We start from the raw sequence: 15,882 nt of genomic DNA, 5'->3' as shown, positions 1-15,882 counted from the left end.
GTATTTATGGGCTTGACCATTGCAACCATTGTTGGCGTGCCTATTGTTACCTTGGTGGGGCAAAATCTAAGCTGGCGGTATTGCTTAGGTGGCGCTGCCGTTTTAGCGTTCATTGCATTTATATTTGTGTACAAAGTAGTGCCAAATATTGATAACGCAAAACCATCTAACTTACTTAACGAGTTTGGCGTACTAAAAAATAAACTGGTGTGGTCTATTTTAGGGATTGTTATTATTGGCTTTGGTGGCGTGTTTTGTATTTATACATACATTGCCGATACCATTTTAGATGTAACTAAAACAGCCCCTTATACTATTTCTATCGCCATGGTTATGTTTGGTATTGGCTGTACATTAGGTAATTACCTATTAGGTAAAGCGGCCGATAAATCGGCCATTAAAACCACCGGCCTTGCACTGGTGTGCACCATTGTATTTGCCATTGCCTACGTTAGCGCGAGTTACAATATTTGGCTGCTGTATGCGGTTATATTTTTTATTGGTTGCAGTGTGGGTTTGGCAACGCTTATTCAATCATTATTAATGGATGTCGCCCCAGAGGGCCATGCTATGATTGGTGCATTAGTACAATGCGCATTTAACACCGCAAATGCTATCGGCCCTTGGGTTGGCGGGGCTGTTATTGCACAAGGTGCAGCACCTAATCAAACAGGATATGTGGCAGCTGCGCTGTTTTTAGGTGGCTTAGTAATGTGGTTTTTAAGCTACTTGCAACTTAATAAACAGCAGCCCACCGCCCAAGCTTGTTAAGCATATAAAAAGAGCGGCTAAAATTTAAGTCGTATACCTTTTCGCTTATTTCAGTGCTTTATTCTAAAAGTAATCCCATAAGGGCTGCCTCTCAAATAATAGCGGTATGCACTTTGATGTGTTTACACTAACGCTGTGAATCAACCCTGACCAAAAAAGCCCAACAAGGTTGGGCTTTTTTAACTTAAATGTCGGTTACTTATCCAGTAACGTATTTATCTCATCAATGAGTGAATGTATACGTTCAGCATTTTTTCCTAAATCACTTCGGCCCACGCGTGACTTACTGCGTATATCTACAAAGCGTTGGCTGCCTTCGTCATTGATACGCACAACTACATCATCTTTAAAACCAAACCATGTGGTAGTATCCGTTGCCTCTACAATACCCGTAGCCGCATTAACATTAACAAGCTCAAACCCTAAATTTTTAACCGCTTGTTCTGTAGCAGCTAATAAGTCTGTTTTTGATTGTGCATAATTTAGAGTTTTTAGCTCAGGGTAAGCCTTGCGTTGCTGCCTGGCTGTTTCTTCTCCTGCGTATTCAGCTGGGTTTTTAGCATCCGCTCGCAACGGTACAATTGCCACAAATTTTGGTGGATTAATTAAGTCGGTCGAAATATCATGGATCGCCGGTACGCTTTTAGCTTTACTCATCATGCTCAGTGGCATTGCAATCGCGATGGCTGCAAACACCACTGCCATTAAAGTGCTGCCTATGCTAAGCGTTTTACGCATAAAAATAACTTGTATAACAAGCAGCACTAATGCAGCGCCGCCCACATACACACCAAATCTAAAGCCTGCAAACGCAGTACTGAGCTCAACAACCCCATACTTATACAAAGGCCCAGGCAGTAAAACGAGTAAAAAAGCGATTAAACTTACTAAGCTCACTAAAATTTTCATTATTATGATTCCTTAATCATGTGTGATCTTTAATTTTAAGTATTTGAAACCATTACGTTATACTGCCTAACACGGGATTTAGATTACAATCAACAGCCAACGTCACTGATTATAGATACCAACTCGCTGTAAGCGCTGCAGTTAACATATCAGTATCTTTACACAAAAAAGTCCAAGGTTTCGCTATTAAAGTGACTTAAATTAGGAAAAATATCAACCAGCTCTGAAACAGGCACACCAAACCATTGCGCGAGCGTTGCAAAGTACTGCTCGTTAGCCACTTGCGGAATTAACCGCCCACCGCCGGTATCATATTCGCCCTCTAACTGCTGAGTAAGTAGCTCACCATAAATATTACGTCCTTTTACCGCACCACCCATTACTATTTGATTACCCGCCCAGCCATGATCAGTGCCATCTCCATTTGAGGTGAGCGTACGGCCAAAGTCCGACATAGTAAATGTGGTAACTTTATCATTCATGTTTAGCTCTTTCATGGCACTATTAAACTCGCTAAGCCCTTGAGCTAGCGTATTTAATAACGCTGGGTGTGCCGTAAGCTGATCATCGTGGGTATCAAATCCCCCCATAGAGACAAAAAACACTTGGCGCTGAGTACTTAACGACGACTGCACACTAATCGTTTTAGCCACCGCAGCTAACTGCTCACTCAAGCTAGTATCACTAAAAGAAGTAATTAGGTCAGGTGCTTGTTCTAGCGCACTGTTCATAGTTTGCGTATTGGTAATTGCACTATTTAAGCCATTAGCATATTCACGCCCAAGCACATGGCTTGCATTGCCTAACACACGATTCATTATATTAGTAACGTGGTCAGTACGCGGCTGATAACCACCAAAGGCGTTAATAGTACTTATACCACTTTTGTTAAGCGCAAAAGCACTGGTATTTGTGCCTGTTTGCCATAAGTTTGTGCCATCGAGAGAGATATTTGCCGCAAACTCGTCATGCACAGCTAACCGTTCGAGCATACGTGCGCCCCACCCACTGTTTAAAGAGGCTTTTTCTCGGCCGTACATCCATGAAGCTTGTTGATCGTTATGTGAAAACAAATGCTTAGGTAAAGGTACTGCGTTATTTTTATAGTCAGCTAATGTAGTGGGAGTAAGCAAAGTGCCTACGCCGCCAATAAAGGCTAAATCATCCGACTCAAACACACTCTGTAAAGGCGCAAGTGAAGGGTGGATGCCCACACCACCTGCAAATTGCGAACTAACACTTAGCGACAAAGGATTTTCTACTGCGAGGTTTTGCCGACTTTGCTCATATAAACTGCGCTGCTCTCCCTCTAGGGGGAGCAGCATATTAAGTGAGTCGTTTCCGCCGTATAAAAACACACACACTAGGGCTTTATAATCACCAAGTTCTATTGCATTAGTTGCGCCCGTTAGCGCCTGTAGCTGTAAACTGGTTAAAGCGGCTGCCGATACCCCACCTTTTAAACATAATGATAAAAATTGCCTTCTATTAATGCTCATTATGCGCTCCTAATACTGCACGTTAAATTCTGGTGAAATAGCAATCATGTATAACAAGTACGAAACCCTTACACGGTACTGCTCCTCGTTAAAATAAGCATCTAAATCAAGCAAGGCTTGCTTAGTATCAGCGCTCATATTGCCGGCAAAATACAAGGTATTATATTGTTCTATCAGTGCATTAATGCCATTTTTCGCCAAGTAATCCATATCGCTTTGTACATAGACATAAATACCGGCTGGGTTTAAATCGGTATGCGCTTCAGCGGTACTCCAAACTAAACTTGCAAATAGAGCGTTCATTGTGCCTATTAAAGTCGCATCGTTAGCTATTTGTAATTCGGGGGCGACAAGCCCTTGGGAGCGCAAAGTCGCACTTTGGTAATCTGGTCTGAAAAAATTAAATACAGACGCTGACTGCATTGGGCCTTGTCCGTAGCTGTCAACCAGGTTCCACGTTTTATAATACCCTTGTAGTGACTTAGCATTAAGGTTTCGCCAAAACTGTACGGTTTTTAAAAGCGGTTCTTTAATTTTACCTTGATAGCTAAGTACGCTGCCAAAATGTCGCGCTTCATCATCTAAATAAATCGCTTTAACAACTGCGGCTAAATCGCCTCGTACACCGCTTCCATTGTCATTAAACACACGAGCAACGCGCTCTACATATTGCGCAGTCGGGTTTGAAGTAATTAACCGCTGAATAAGCTGCTTAGAAATAAATGGCGCTACATTATCGTGATTAAACAAATTATCGAGGGCTATTTTTAGCGACTCCTCCGGCCCATAGTCTTGAGGTATAACCTCACCATTTAACAGGACTTTTTCTTTGCTCGAATGGTACTCACTATAGGCTTGCATAGGGTTAATATAATCGCGACTTACGCGTTTAAAAGTTTCACTGCCTGCAAATGTCCAGCCTGTAAATACACGCGCAAACCCTTGTATTTGCGCCTGCCCGTAAGTTGCTATGCTACTGCCGTTTGCATCTAGCTTAACGCTGCCATCAAGGTTTAACTCATCAAGCCCTATAGTAAATAGTTGCATGACCTCGCGGGCGTAGTTTTCATCTGGGCGAATATTAAGTGCTTCATCAGCTTTTTCGTTACCTAAATGGCTTAGGTACGTGCCCATAATTGGCGAAAGCGTTACCTCTTCGAGTAACTCTCTAAAGTTGCCAAATGCATGTTTGAGTAATAAATCGTAGTAAGTAACCATGCCCTGAGGTTGCGCACGTAAATCGCTATTTTCATCCGATACAACTAATATTTCACTCAGTGCAAATGCAACGCGCTGACGCAGCTGATCGTCACTTTGTAGCACCGCTTTCCACCATGCATCTATGCGGCTTATATATTTAAAGTCTTCATCATCTTCAAGTGTGACAAGGTAGTCGCGGTGGTAGCCAATTGGCAGTGCTATTTGGTTATCGAGCCATTGTTGCTCACTTAAACCCTGAGCATTATTTATTTCAGCAAGCGTTGGGCCCATACTGGCTTGGTGTAATAACCTAGCAGCACTGTGCATATCCATGCTGTTTTTAGCTACAAATGTAATAGTTTGAGTGCGTGTAGCCCCTTCGTTATCAGTGGCTGTTACACTAAATGAATATGTTATGGGCGCATAACTTTGTGCAGCAGGTATTGTAAGGCGGGTACTTAACGCTTCTAGTGGCTCACTCAATAACGTTATGCCTGCAGTTTGTTGCCAAATCACACTGCTTATAGTGCCATCCTCATCGCTTGCTGTTGCAGTTAGCTCAATGGTTTGTCCTTTTTTTAATTCGCTAGGAATATTGGATACGGACAAGGTAGGTACTTTATTTGAATTAACGGTGGGCGTATCATCGCCGCCAGAACCACCACAGGCGCTGAGTAATAAGGCACTACTTGCCAATAAAACTGATTTGTAATACATGTTAAATCGTCATCGTAAATTTAAGAAGGTACGTTAGTATGTACCAAGTTTGATGCGATTATTGAAACACAAAATTTACAACTTAACCCTTTATTTTTTGTAACCGAGCACTATTTAACTGTTTTATCGTTAATATTAACCTCAATGATGGGCTTTTTTTTGTTATAAATATTCACCTTATTAGCGGCTTTAGCCACACGCTGCCAAGGCGTTTGTAGGTTCTCGTAAATTGGCCGCCAATACGCATCTATTACACTATTGTGGCCACGGTCTTTATTGCCTACGCCCACAGTAATTTTACCTACTTGATGCGCTTTTATTAGCGTGCCACAAGCTCTATCCCAAATGGCTAAAGCAGAGCCTAAGTTACGGTCAAAGTGCTTTGGGTTATCACTGTGATGAATTTGATGCTGAGCTGGGCTAATAAACCAATTTTCTATTTTTTTACCAAAGCTCCACCATACGTGAGAATGGCGTAAATTAGCGCCTAACGCATTAAAGGCAAATACAAATACATTAGCGCCAAAAATATCTAGCATAGTTAAGTTTCGGCCAAAGCAATACACACAAACGCCCACCACAAAACCTTGCGCTAACGCCATTCGACACGCATATAAATAGCTTTCAAATGGGTGGCTGCGATAAATAGTCATTGGGGTGAGCACTAACGCACTATGATGCACTTTATGAAAATGCCACAAAAACGGCACCTTATGCAGTGCTAAATGTAATAAAAAGCGGGTTAAATCATCAAATATAAAAAGCAGTACAGTAAATATTACTAGCACCACAGTACTTGGCAGTTGCCATACCGCACGTTCCCCAAAAAGCCATTGCAAGGCATCGCTTACGCCAATCGCCACAGGTACCATAGTTAACACTATAGGCACCCATAGCGCGGCTTTGAGTAAACGATTTATAATTAACAATTGATAGTCAAGCTTGGCGCTTTTACTAAGCCAAATACGCTTACTAAATAAATAACGCCCCAGCCCTCGCCAAGTGCGCTTTTTTTGTTGGGTGCGGCCCGAGAAATACAGCAACATAGCAATAACTAACGCCGCAATGCTATAGCCAATAAATATGCGTTTATTGGCATCAAACAAATAATTAGGCGTTTGCAACAGTGTTTGCCATAAAGTCTCGAGCATTACTTACCTCTTAAAATTGGTATTTATAACCTACAGCAACACTGCGAGGCTTACCAGGACGTGCACCATACGGGCGACGACTAACAATATTATCTTGGTCAAACAGGTTATCTACCTTTGCGTAAATATGCCCATATTGATCAAGCTCGTAGCGTGCTGCAATATCAACAACCGTAGTTGATGGCACATCAACACCGGCTAATGGCATAGCAAAGTCGTTGCCTGTTGTATTGCCAACTTCGCCCGCTGAATAAGCAACACCCGCAGCCTCTGGCATATCTGATGTGTATTTTATTAATACATCCACAGACCAATCGTTATGTGCAAGCCCTAAACTTAGTGCAGCTTGATGATTAGGTAAATACGGTAGGTGATCGCCTGGGCGAATGTGCCCCCACTGCGTAAATTCACTAAATAGCTCTTCTTTAAATTCGCTTTGCGTATAGGTATACGTTAAACGCACAGGAATATCGATACTTTCATTTAGTGAGAAGGTTTGTGCAAATTGAGACTCAACACCCCATACATCCACTTCTCCACCGCTAAACTCACGATCAAATTCATTTTCAATACCACAATTTGATTGTCCGCAGCTTTCAACTAAGTTTGAGTAATCGTTAAAAAAGCTAACCACCTCAATTTGGCGATTGCCATCGTTATAACGGCCACCAAATTCATAGTTAACGCTTTTTTCAAATTCATCATCTCCTTCACGTACTGGGCTCGATGGACTTGATGGCACAAACCCTTGGTGTACACCAAATAATAACCCTGCGTTTTCAGATAACTGATAAAAACCGCTTAGGCCAGGTAGCCAAATTCGGCTTGATTTATTTTGCCAATCGTTCTCTTTGCCTGGCGAGTCGTTTTGATACGACATATCCATTAACTCACCGCGCACGCCGACACCGAGTGTTAACTTATCGAACGTCACTTTGTCTTCAATATAAACAGACCATGCATCGGTAGACTCGGTATTTTGCGTAGTAAATACACTGTCAGTATCTGTACGGGTGTTAACCGCGTTAACCATAGCGTAGGTGTCTTCAAAGTGGTCACGCTCTATTTCATCTTGATGAAAACGAACCCCAAACGAGAGAGAATGATCAAGCCCAAACGCGGCCACTTGCCAATCGCCATCAAACTGAATCCCCTGTGAGAAAAAGGCTCTGTCGTTAGTGCCCATGGTCAAAAACACATTGCTTTCGCCATTTTGAACCGAATCTGCTTGACCACTAATAACGCTATATTCACGTTCAAAACGCGTTGGGTCGGCCAAAATATCTGACAAACTGCCACTGCTGTTAGTAACTGAGTTAAGCTTTAACCAAGCACGCTCAAAGTCATTACGATACGCTCGGGTAGTCAGTGCAAAATTGTCAGTGCTCAACTGATGAGTAAACATAACTTGCGTATGCTTCGTGTCCATATTAGCAGGGCCACTAGCTGCATAACGACGGTATGGGTTTTCGCTATAATCATCCTCTGTTAAACCAAGATAAGTCTCATTTGAAAGCTCATCTGAGTACGCTAATTTTAACTCAAAACGTTGCTTAAACTGCTCACCATCGAGTTTGTAATCTAATTTAACTAATAGGTCATCTTTTTCAAAGCCGGTGTCTTGAGCGCCATCAAGCTCTTTAAATCCGTCGCTTTCTAGGTGTACTCCTTCAACTAAAAAGCCAAACTGCCCTTCGCGGTTGCCATAATACGCGTGCGCTTTTTTATAACCATCAGACCCTGCTGATACATCAAGCATACCACTGGCATCATCTGGCACTTGGCGCGACACTAAATTAAGCGTACCAGCCACCGTTTGTGGGCCATAATGTATGGCAGCTGGGCCTTTAAATACCTCAACCGCAGTCATGCGTGTAGTTAGCGGAAAATAATAAGCCGCGGGAGCAGAATACGGCGCAGGGCCAATTAAAACACCATCTTCTAATATCGTGATTTTTTTACTACGCTCCGGGGTTACGCCCCTAAAACCAATATTAGGCCTTAGCCCAAAGCCATCTTCTTCACGTATATTTACGCCAGGAACCTGCGATAAAATACGGTGAATATCATCAAATTCAAATTGTTCAAGCTGCGCTTCACCAATCAAAGTGGCGGATCCCGCCTCGGTACGTAGCTTGTCATTGTGGCTAATAATTTGAATATGCTCTATGTCGCTTTGTTGCTCTGCAACTGCTTGGCAACTTACGGCCATAAGCAATGCAATTGTAAGTTTATTGTATTTCATTGTTGCCCTTAGTCGTTATCGCCTGCAGAAGTAGTAGGTAGCTCAAGTGCTAATTCATTGATAAAGTCATTTTTAAGTTCATCAGTAAGTACTTTCACCTCGCCATGCACATCACGTACTTGTTGCTCATTACTTATGAGTAAATCTGCTAACGAGCTATCAATTTGGCTAAGTGTAGTCTTTAGTGCTGCAATGCCTTCTATTAAGCGCGTTTTTGTTGCCTGTGCTTGCTCTGCATCTAAAAAGTCGTCAAAACCAGTGCCCGCCTCTGCGCCTTCTAAATTACCTATTATTAACGCTTCAAACGCGGTTAAATTGTTACGAATATTATCTAAAGAACTTTTTGCATCTAGGCTTTCTACATCTTCAGGGCACGCTGAGGTACCACACGAATTTGAAAAAATTCCAATTGGCTCTGCTAATTTTTTATCTTTTACGAGTGTATCGATGTAAAACAGCGCATCGCTAATATGGTTAAGTGCTTCATGAGTCGTGCTAAAGCGCCCACCACTGTCTCCTGTATTTTTTAACTCATTCGCAAAACCGTTATCACCTTGCCAAGCTTGTAATAATTGTGCTGAGGAGTTTAAAACATCTTCACTTGCCACCACCGCAAACTCACATCGAGCCTGGCGACGCGCCAGATCAGTACGGTTATTCCAATCAGCCAACGCCTCGTTAGCAACAGTACAGTGATGATCTAATTGCTCGTTGAACAACACGTGCTGAAGTGCAAATAAACCCCTACGTGTTGCTGTTCTTTCGTTAATATCATACGGGCGATTTTGATCTTGGTTTATCACTCCGTCTTGGTTATACACCACATCTTGGTCTATCCCACAACGGCTAAACGTAGGCCAAGAGTATATTTGATTGCGCAATTGGCCTGAGTTATCAAGTAATGGCCCCATTTGCATCATTTCGGCTTGCTGCCAGCCTGCCATGGTATCAAGCCATGCTTGCTGTGCCTGAGTACGAAGTGCTATGGCCTCTTCAGAGCTTTCTTGAACGCTTTGCAATTCGGCTTGACAGTAATTGGCTACTGCTTTCGTTTGTAGTTGTGCTTGTTGATTAAACAAAACAAACGTAGGTGTTATTACATTGTCGACTAAGTTAGCAACCAGTTGTGCTTCATCAAACTCTGTCACCACAGGCGTCGTAGTTTGCCCGCTATCACCACCTTGAAAATCACTGCCCGTGCTACTTGAGCTACTTTCACCACAGCCACTAAGTGTTAAAACAGCTGCTGCAACTACGACCCCTTTTTTTGCATAATTGATCATTATTTCAACCCTAAAAACTTCGAAAATTAAACGGCAAAAGGCCAGCCCATGGGCTGACCTTCCTTGGTGCTAAAACAGGTGGTAATTACCAGTTTTCAACGTTTTGTGCATCAAAGCCGTATACTTGCTGCATCAAATCACGCGCTTCAACTAACTGTGCTTTGTAGGCATCTGTTAACTGTGGCGCCTCACCTAGTAACGTATGTAGCTCGGCAAATTTACCTGCGTTATCGTCGCTGTAAAAAGGTGAAAATGGGTTAAATTGAAAATTCAGTGCAAAACCTTTCATTTCACTAAAGTGCTTAGCTAGGTTAGCAAAATCTTCAGCGCTTGCCTCTGTACCTTGCACTGTATCAATGTCAGCTAATGTATCGTTAATGTAATGAACAACAGTCGCTGCAATTGCATTTTCCCAATTAGCTACAGCAATATCGCGCTGTGCTAATAACTGCGTTTTTTGCTCATCAGTTAATGCGCTTGGTGCTGCATCGTTAATAATTTTACGACCCGCTATAAACGCCGTCATTGCTGCGCTGCTAAAGTCAGTCGCAACTGTTGCACCGTTATCACGTTTAGCGGCATTGACTGAATTACCCCAGTTGTACTCACTGGCTAAATCTATTTTTCCATCGCCATCAACATCTGCGTTTGCACTACCATCAGCAATAGCGTCGTCGCTATACTCTAAGTAATGACGAGCAGCGCCAAAGTAACCAAAACCTTCATCATATTGATGCTCTAAAGTGCTGTAATTAGCGCCAGCGGCTGCTGCATCGGTGTTATCTTCTTCAAGCCCGTCGTCTAGGTAGTCATCTGTACCTTGCGAGAACATTAACGCACCTAATGTGTGTTTTTGAATAAGCTGATTTAAATCTAGGCCACTTGTTGTAATATAAGCTGCTGTAATGTCGTTACCGTTTACATCTTCAGATTGTGTGCCGCTTGCTATTGCATCTACATTAGCTGCTAATAAATCAAAGTAATGAAAAATAAGGCCTTCAGGTGTTTTAGCTTGAGTACCAAAGTCACTCCACCCTTCAAATGTGCCTTCTGTTAGCCAGTCTTCTTCCATTTTTGTTGCGTCATTACCGGCAACTTTACCCGTTAACGATTTACCTGAACTTGAAATTTCAGCAAATGATTGCTGTAGCGTTGTGCTGCCATCAACAAACAAAAAGCTATTATCTTTTACGGCTTCGTAATCACTCCAATACGCCATTAGCTGCGCTTTTACAGCATCGCCTGTCAAGCCATTACTTTCGATGTAATCTACATCTAATAAACCTATGTAGGCTTTAATTTGCGCCGAAAGCGCATGGCGAGCCACTTGCCCTGTGTAACTTACAGCCGAATTGCTTGTATCGACTGTTGAAGCAAATTCGTAAACATTTACGCCATCTTGCGCTTCAATATCTGTTACAGATACGCTCAATGTTTGCGTAAAGCTTAACTCACCGGCATCGGTTGCGGTAACTGTTACATCTAGGGTTTCTACTTGCTCAGCATTAAGCGCTAATGCGCTTTTAAGCGTTAATTCATTGCTGTCGTTAATTTCAAAATACTGCTCATCATCAGCTAGCGTAAATACCATACCTGTTGCATCGTCATCGGTAGCACTTAAAGTACCGACAACTGCACCAACTACATCTTCTGTTACAGCTGATGTTGATAAGCTAATTGCAGTAGGTGCAGAATTAGTCACTGTTGGTGTGGTCGGTGTTTCATCGCTATCGTTGGAGCTTGAGCCACCACACGCAGTTAAACCCAAAGTTGCAGTAATTACTGCACTAGCAAGGAGAGATTTACGCAAATTCATGTTGAATCCTAATATTGTATGTGAATCATTCTTATTTGTAATAGCGACTATTCTAATTACAAATAACTAACAATCAACCTAAATGTTTAGTTTTTGTTTAAATTTTTAAATAGTTTTATTTTTTAGAACAAAAACCTTATTTTAAAGTCACTATTTAATAAGGTGATTCAATACGTTAAATATTAAGTAATGGGTCAATCATCCACATCTATCAAGTGTATTAAAAACTTTACTTACAATAGCTTAATATTTTAACTTGGCGCTTTAGGTAGGTAATTTAGTGAAAAAGTTATTAATGTGTAAATTCAATACTAGGATTATGCAGAAATAAAGATGTTTTAACTTTTTAGATAAAAAGCTGGGTCAACAATTATTATTTACTTCAATAGCGAGCCACTTATAGCGGTTGTGGGTAAATTTTTGCTTCACATACTGTGTTACGGGCTTATATCAGCCTATTGATTAAAGGTATACTAAAGACCATGAGAGGTGGTAATGCATTAAATGTGTAACTTTACTACTCACTTTTAGCTAAGCCATATAATGACAGAGCCTTTTTTATGAAAACAGACATTCGCTACCGTTTTGAATCCTCGCAAGTTGCCAACCGTTTTGTGCATGTACTAAAAGATTGGCCCGTAAACCAAGTTAAAACACGCTTATTTAATGGTGGCAACAGTGTAAAAGTCACTTACGAGTATGATGAAAGCGGGTTTGATTACACCTCTGCAGAGCTTGATGACTTAGCAGAGCAACACGGCGGCAAAGAGGTTTAACCAAAAAAGTTATTCGTGGTATTTGCGGATCATCGCCACTTTACCATTTTCAACCTCTATTACTTCCATCATTACTGATGTGTACTCTATTGGCTGTTTGCTTTGTGGGTGAATACCTTTAGCGTGGTTTTTATAACGAATCGCAAAGCCGCTATTGTTAAATATAAAGGTATTGAGTAACTCACTTTTATAGTGGGTATGCGCGCCTAAATAAAAACTCATGCCCTTGCGCATTAGCTCTTTGCCATTAGCTGTGCGAGAGTCATCTATTTGATACGGTATGTGCTGACTGCCAACGTCGTCTGTTAATAAGCTAAGGTAAGCTTCAAGCTCTTTGGTATCGGCGTTTGGGGCTTGCGTGGCGGTCATGGTTTTATAGTAGTGCTGTGCAAATGCTTTTAAATCAAATGGCTCTTCGGCTCGGACTGAAAAGCTAGCAACCAATACCAAACTTAATGTTAAAAGTAACCTCATTGACTATTCCCTGTAGCTAAAAGTGTTTTATAGGTACATTACCTTAGAACGTTCAATAATCAAACAAATAACATTATGTAACTAACACCTACATTTTGCTTTTCACTCTATTAGTTGCCACGCTATTTGCTGGGTCGTCTGGCCAAAAATGCTTGGGGTAACGTCCTTTCATTTCTTTTTGTACATCGCGATAACTGGTAGCCCAAAAGTGCGCAAGATCTTGCGTAAGCTGTAAAGAACGCTTACCCGGCGATAGTAACTCCATAAGCAGTGGCAGCTTGCCATTAGCAAGCACTGGCGTACTGGTTAAGCCATACACTTCTTGCATGCGCACGCTTAACTTTGCAGGGCCATCTAGTTGGTAATTAATTTTTATATTTGAGCCACTCGGTACCGTTAACCTAAGCGGTAACAGTGTTTTTAGGGCTGTTTGCTGAGTCCAGTCAAAACAATTTTGCAGTGCTTCAAAGTAGTTAAACTTTTTAAGCTGATCGAGTGTTTTTATGTCCTGTAAGTACACGCCCAACCAATCGTCAGCTGTTTCGATAAGTTGCTGCTCGCTTATTGCCGGGAACGTATCGGGCATAAACTGACTGGCTAAACTCATGCGTATTAATAATTGTTGTGCATCGGGTTGTTCATTAAATAATGCAAAGCCGTGTTTAGTAAATAAATTAAGCCACGCTTTAGCGCGCTCTGTTTTATCAAGCTTTTGCTTACTTGGTTGGCTTGTAAGCGTAATGGCACCGAGTTTTACTTCGTCTTGGTGGATAAAGCGCGCGGTTTTTTCATCAAACTCACAGCGGGTAAGCGTAGTAAATAAGTGCGGTAAATAATCTTGTAGCTCAAATGGGCTAAGCGCAGTGGCTGCAAAAATACGCGTGCCTTTATGACCGCCCATGCTTGCAATAGCCAGGTAGTCATCGTTATGCCAGTAATCGGTGTTTAAATCAGCGCCCGCTCCATTTGCAAGTAAGTAACCATTGCCACGTTTTTTTGCAATGCGGTCGGGGTAAGCTAATGCCACCAGCAAGCCTAAATACTCGGTGTTTAGCTCGCTGTTACTGTCGGTTACTTTTAAGCGGCTTAGCCAGTATTTTAACTGCTGCTTAAATACTGGGTGTGGCCTTTGCTGCTGGCTATGTAGCGCTAAACTTAGCTCGTTGGCGCTGCTTATTCGGCTTTCAAGCAGCGCCACTAAATAAATTGCTAAGCGATAAATACCTGGGAGTTCTGCCTCAAGCGCCTGCGCTTTTAAAAGCATATGCGCTAAGCGAATTTCCGCCCCAAAACCCAGCATGTTGCTGCCCAACTTGGTTAGCTTACCTTTGGCGTCGATGGCTTCAAGCATAGTTAGTAAGCTTGCCGCTTGTGTGCATTGCTGCGTTGTTGGCATATCAAGCAAGGTGAGTTCGCTAATATTTGCGCCCCACTGCTTTGCTTCAAGCATAAGTTGGCTTATGTCTGATGTGAGTATTTCGGGGCTATCGTGGCTATTGCGTCGCTCAAAAGTTTGCTTTGAGCCAAGCCTGTAAACCACACCTGGTTCTATTCGCCCTGCACGCCCTGCTCGCTGCACGGCAGAGGAGCGCGATATACTTTGTGTTGTAAGCTCCGTTACACCTGTTTTTAAGTTAAACGTTGCAGCGCGGCGTTTACCACTATCAATAACAATGCGAATGCCTTCAATGGTTAAGCTGGTTTCGGCTACATTGGTGGTAAGCACTATTTTGCGCATTCCCTCAGGTGCAGGAGCAATCGCCGCTTGCTGATTGGCTTTATCTTGCTCACCAAATAACGTGGCAACTAGGCAGTTACCTGGCAAATCATTAAGCGCTTGCTGCACACGTAATATTTCAAATTGCCCAGGTAAAAACACTAATGCACTGCCGCCTTGCTCGTTTAGTGCTTGTTTTATTAAAGCGGGAATAGTATCAAGCCAACGGCTTTCATCCTTTATGGGTACGTATACTTCCTCTATGGGGTAACTTCGCCCACTTGACTGAATAACTGGGCAATCAAAAAACTGTGTGTAGCGCTCTGTATCAAGGGTTGCCGACATAAGCAGTATGGTTAAGTCTTCACGCAGCGCACTTTGGGTCTCTAAAGCAAAGGCCAGTGAGGTATCGGCTGCAATTGAGCGCTCATGAAACTCATCAAAAATCAGTAAATCAATATCGCTAAGTTCTGGATCGTTTTGTAACATGCGAGTAAGCATGCCCTCAGTAACTATTTCAAGGCGCGTATTACTACTTACTTTACTCTCGCCACGTACACGCAGGCCAACGCTTTGCCCCACATTTTCGTTTTGGCACTGCGCTAGGTAATTGGCAATATTACGTGCAGCTAAGCGGCGCGGCTCCAGCATTACAATACGTTTAAAATGGCCGTCGCGCATAAGTTGTAGCGGTAACCAGGTTGATTTACCTGCACCAGGTGGTGCTTGTAATAACGTTATAGGGTTAGTTTGTAATGTAGTTAAAAGTTGTTGATATATGTTTTGAACCGGCAGCACTGCTATTTACCCAAAATTGCTTTGTATGCATTGTAACAAAAACCAAAAATAAACGCGCCGCTAAAGCTGAGTGGTTATAAAAAAGCATCATAATCAGAAATAATTACAAACCGCTCTGTACATTTTTTAAGAACATGCGCGCTATATTAATTGATACTGCGCCAATAAAACATAACAGTATGATTATAAATACAAAATTTAAATTTAATTTATTGGTACACGCCTTGCTCCTTTTATAGTGAACGTTAATTAAATCTAAGTAAGGAGAAACTTATGAACAGCGATCGTATGAAAGGTAATTGGAACGAACTTAAAGGTAAGGCGCAACAAAAATGGGGCGATCTTACTGACGACGATTTAGACAAAATTGAAGGTAGCCGTAAGGAGCTAGTGGGTAAAATCCAGCAGCAGTACGGTAAATCTAAAGAAGAAGCAGAGCGTGAAGTAGATGAGTTTGAAAAAACGCACTAATCGCTAACTTCTAAAAAACCGCCATTTGGCGGTTTTTTTGTTTACTAGTAACGAC

The 15,882-nt window shown here is 42.1% G+C and carries 12 protein-coding genes; 3 read left to right on the top strand and 9 right to left on the bottom strand.

The window, feature by feature from the left end; translation table 11 throughout:
* Positions 1-771, top strand: a 771-nt coding sequence (locus AN389_RS11595) for an MFS transporter (RefSeq protein ID WP_146258079.1), incomplete at its 5' end; no start/stop codon positions are given.
* A 195-nt stretch (positions 772-966) separates the two neighbouring features.
* Here the strand turns inward: AN389_RS11595 and AN389_RS11590 are convergent.
* The 7 genes from AN389_RS11590 to AN389_RS11560 all read right to left on the bottom strand — a co-directional run bounded on the left by AN389_RS11590 (position 967) and on the right by AN389_RS11560 (position 11,591).
* On the bottom strand, positions 967-1,680 hold the full coding sequence (locus AN389_RS11590) for a DUF1499 domain-containing protein (RefSeq protein ID WP_055017560.1): 714 nt from the start codon (positions 1,678-1,680) through the stop codon (positions 967-969).
* Positions 1,681-1,838: 158 nt separating this feature from the next.
* The gene (locus AN389_RS11585; protein ID WP_055016795.1) at positions 1,839-3,179 is read right to left on the bottom strand and encodes a DUF1501 domain-containing protein; all 1,341 of its coding nucleotides are present in this window, start codon (positions 3,177-3,179) and stop codon (positions 1,839-1,841) included.
* 9 nt (positions 3,180-3,188) lie between these two features.
* Positions 3,189-5,096 carry a DUF1800 family protein gene (locus AN389_RS11580; protein WP_055019842.1) on the bottom strand — a complete coding sequence of 636 codons (1,908 nt, stop codon included), beginning with the start codon at positions 5,094-5,096 and terminating at the stop codon, positions 3,189-3,191.
* A gap of 110 nt (positions 5,097-5,206) precedes the next feature.
* Positions 5,207-6,247, bottom strand: a complete 1,041-nt coding sequence (locus AN389_RS11575) for a sterol desaturase family protein (protein ID WP_082422677.1) — start codon at positions 6,245-6,247, stop codon at positions 5,207-5,209.
* Positions 6,248-6,257: 10 nt separating this feature from the next.
* Positions 6,258-8,492 (bottom strand): TonB-dependent receptor domain-containing protein, encoded by a 2,235-nt coding sequence (locus AN389_RS11570; protein WP_055019841.1) that lies wholly within the window; start codon positions 8,490-8,492, stop codon positions 6,258-6,260.
* 8 nt (positions 8,493-8,500) lie between these two features.
* A complete protein-coding gene (locus tag AN389_RS11565) occupies positions 8,501-9,775 on the bottom strand; it encodes an imelysin family protein (protein ID WP_082430555.1) in 1,275 nt (424 codons plus the stop codon).
* A gap of 85 nt (positions 9,776-9,860) precedes the next feature.
* Positions 9,861-11,591: a DUF4856 domain-containing protein gene (locus AN389_RS11560; RefSeq protein WP_055019839.1), complete on the bottom strand. Its 1,731-nt coding sequence runs from the start codon at positions 11,589-11,591 to the stop codon at positions 9,861-9,863.
* Positions 11,592-12,151: 560 nt separating this feature from the next.
* Here AN389_RS11560 and AN389_RS11555 point away from each other — a divergent pair.
* A complete protein-coding gene (locus AN389_RS11555; protein ID WP_055019838.1) occupies positions 12,152-12,367 on the top strand; it encodes a hypothetical protein in 216 nt (71 codons plus the stop codon).
* 9 nt (positions 12,368-12,376) lie between these two features.
* Here the strand turns inward: AN389_RS11555 and AN389_RS11550 are convergent, their stop codons facing one another.
* Both AN389_RS11550 and hrpB read right to left on the bottom strand, forming a co-directional pair.
* On the bottom strand, positions 12,377-12,841 hold the full coding sequence (locus tag AN389_RS11550; RefSeq protein ID WP_055019837.1) for a nuclear transport factor 2 family protein: 465 nt from the start codon (positions 12,839-12,841) through the stop codon (positions 12,377-12,379).
* 88 nt (positions 12,842-12,929) lie between these two features.
* Positions 12,930-15,356 carry an ATP-dependent helicase HrpB gene (gene hrpB / locus AN389_RS11545; RefSeq protein WP_055019836.1) on the bottom strand — a complete coding sequence of 809 codons (2,427 nt, stop codon included), beginning with the start codon at positions 15,354-15,356 and terminating at the stop codon, positions 12,930-12,932.
* Between the two features lie 273 nt (positions 15,357-15,629).
* Here hrpB and AN389_RS11540 point away from each other — a divergent pair, with 273 nt between their 5' ends.
* Positions 15,630-15,827: a CsbD family protein gene (locus AN389_RS11540; protein ID WP_055016803.1), complete on the top strand. Its 198-nt coding sequence runs from the start codon at positions 15,630-15,632 to the stop codon at positions 15,825-15,827.
* Positions 15,828-15,882: the final 55 nt, after the last annotated feature.

The organism is Pseudoalteromonas sp. P1-7a, assembly GCF_001401855.1.
Taxonomy (GTDB): Bacteria; Pseudomonadota; Gammaproteobacteria; order Enterobacterales; family Alteromonadaceae; genus Pseudoalteromonas.
This window is presented reverse-complemented; position numbering and strand designations above follow the sequence as displayed.

Excerpts from the sequence above, each read along its gene's own strand:
- AN389_RS11590 (WP_055017560.1), bottom strand. The coding sequence starts at position 1,680 with ATGAAAATTTTAGTGAGCTTAGTAAGTTTAATCGCTTTTTTACTCGTT.
- AN389_RS11585 (WP_055016795.1), bottom strand. The coding sequence starts at position 3,179 with ATGAGCATTAATAGAAGGCAATTTTTATCATTATGTTTAAAAGGTGGG.
- AN389_RS11580 (WP_055019842.1), bottom strand. The coding sequence starts at position 5,096 with ATGTATTACAAATCAGTTTTATTGGCAAGTAGTGCCTTATTACTCAGC.
- AN389_RS11575 (WP_082422677.1), bottom strand. The coding sequence starts at position 6,247 with ATGCTCGAGACTTTATGGCAAACACTGTTGCAAACGCCTAATTATTTG.
- AN389_RS11570 (WP_055019841.1), bottom strand. The coding sequence starts at position 8,492 with ATGAAATACAATAAACTTACAATTGCATTGCTTATGGCCGTAAGTTGC.
- AN389_RS11565 (WP_082430555.1), bottom strand. The coding sequence starts at position 9,775 with ATGATCAATTATGCAAAAAAAGGGGTCGTAGTTGCAGCAGCTGTTTTA.
- AN389_RS11560 (WP_055019839.1), bottom strand. The coding sequence starts at position 11,591 with ATGAATTTGCGTAAATCTCTCCTTGCTAGTGCAGTAATTACTGCAACT.
- AN389_RS11555 (WP_055019838.1), top strand. The coding sequence starts at position 12,152 with ATGAAAACAGACATTCGCTACCGTTTTGAATCCTCGCAAGTTGCCAAC.
- AN389_RS11550 (WP_055019837.1), bottom strand. The coding sequence starts at position 12,841 with ATGAGGTTACTTTTAACATTAAGTTTGGTATTGGTTGCTAGCTTTTCA.
- AN389_RS11540 (WP_055016803.1), top strand. The coding sequence starts at position 15,630 with ATGAACAGCGATCGTATGAAAGGTAATTGGAACGAACTTAAAGGTAAG.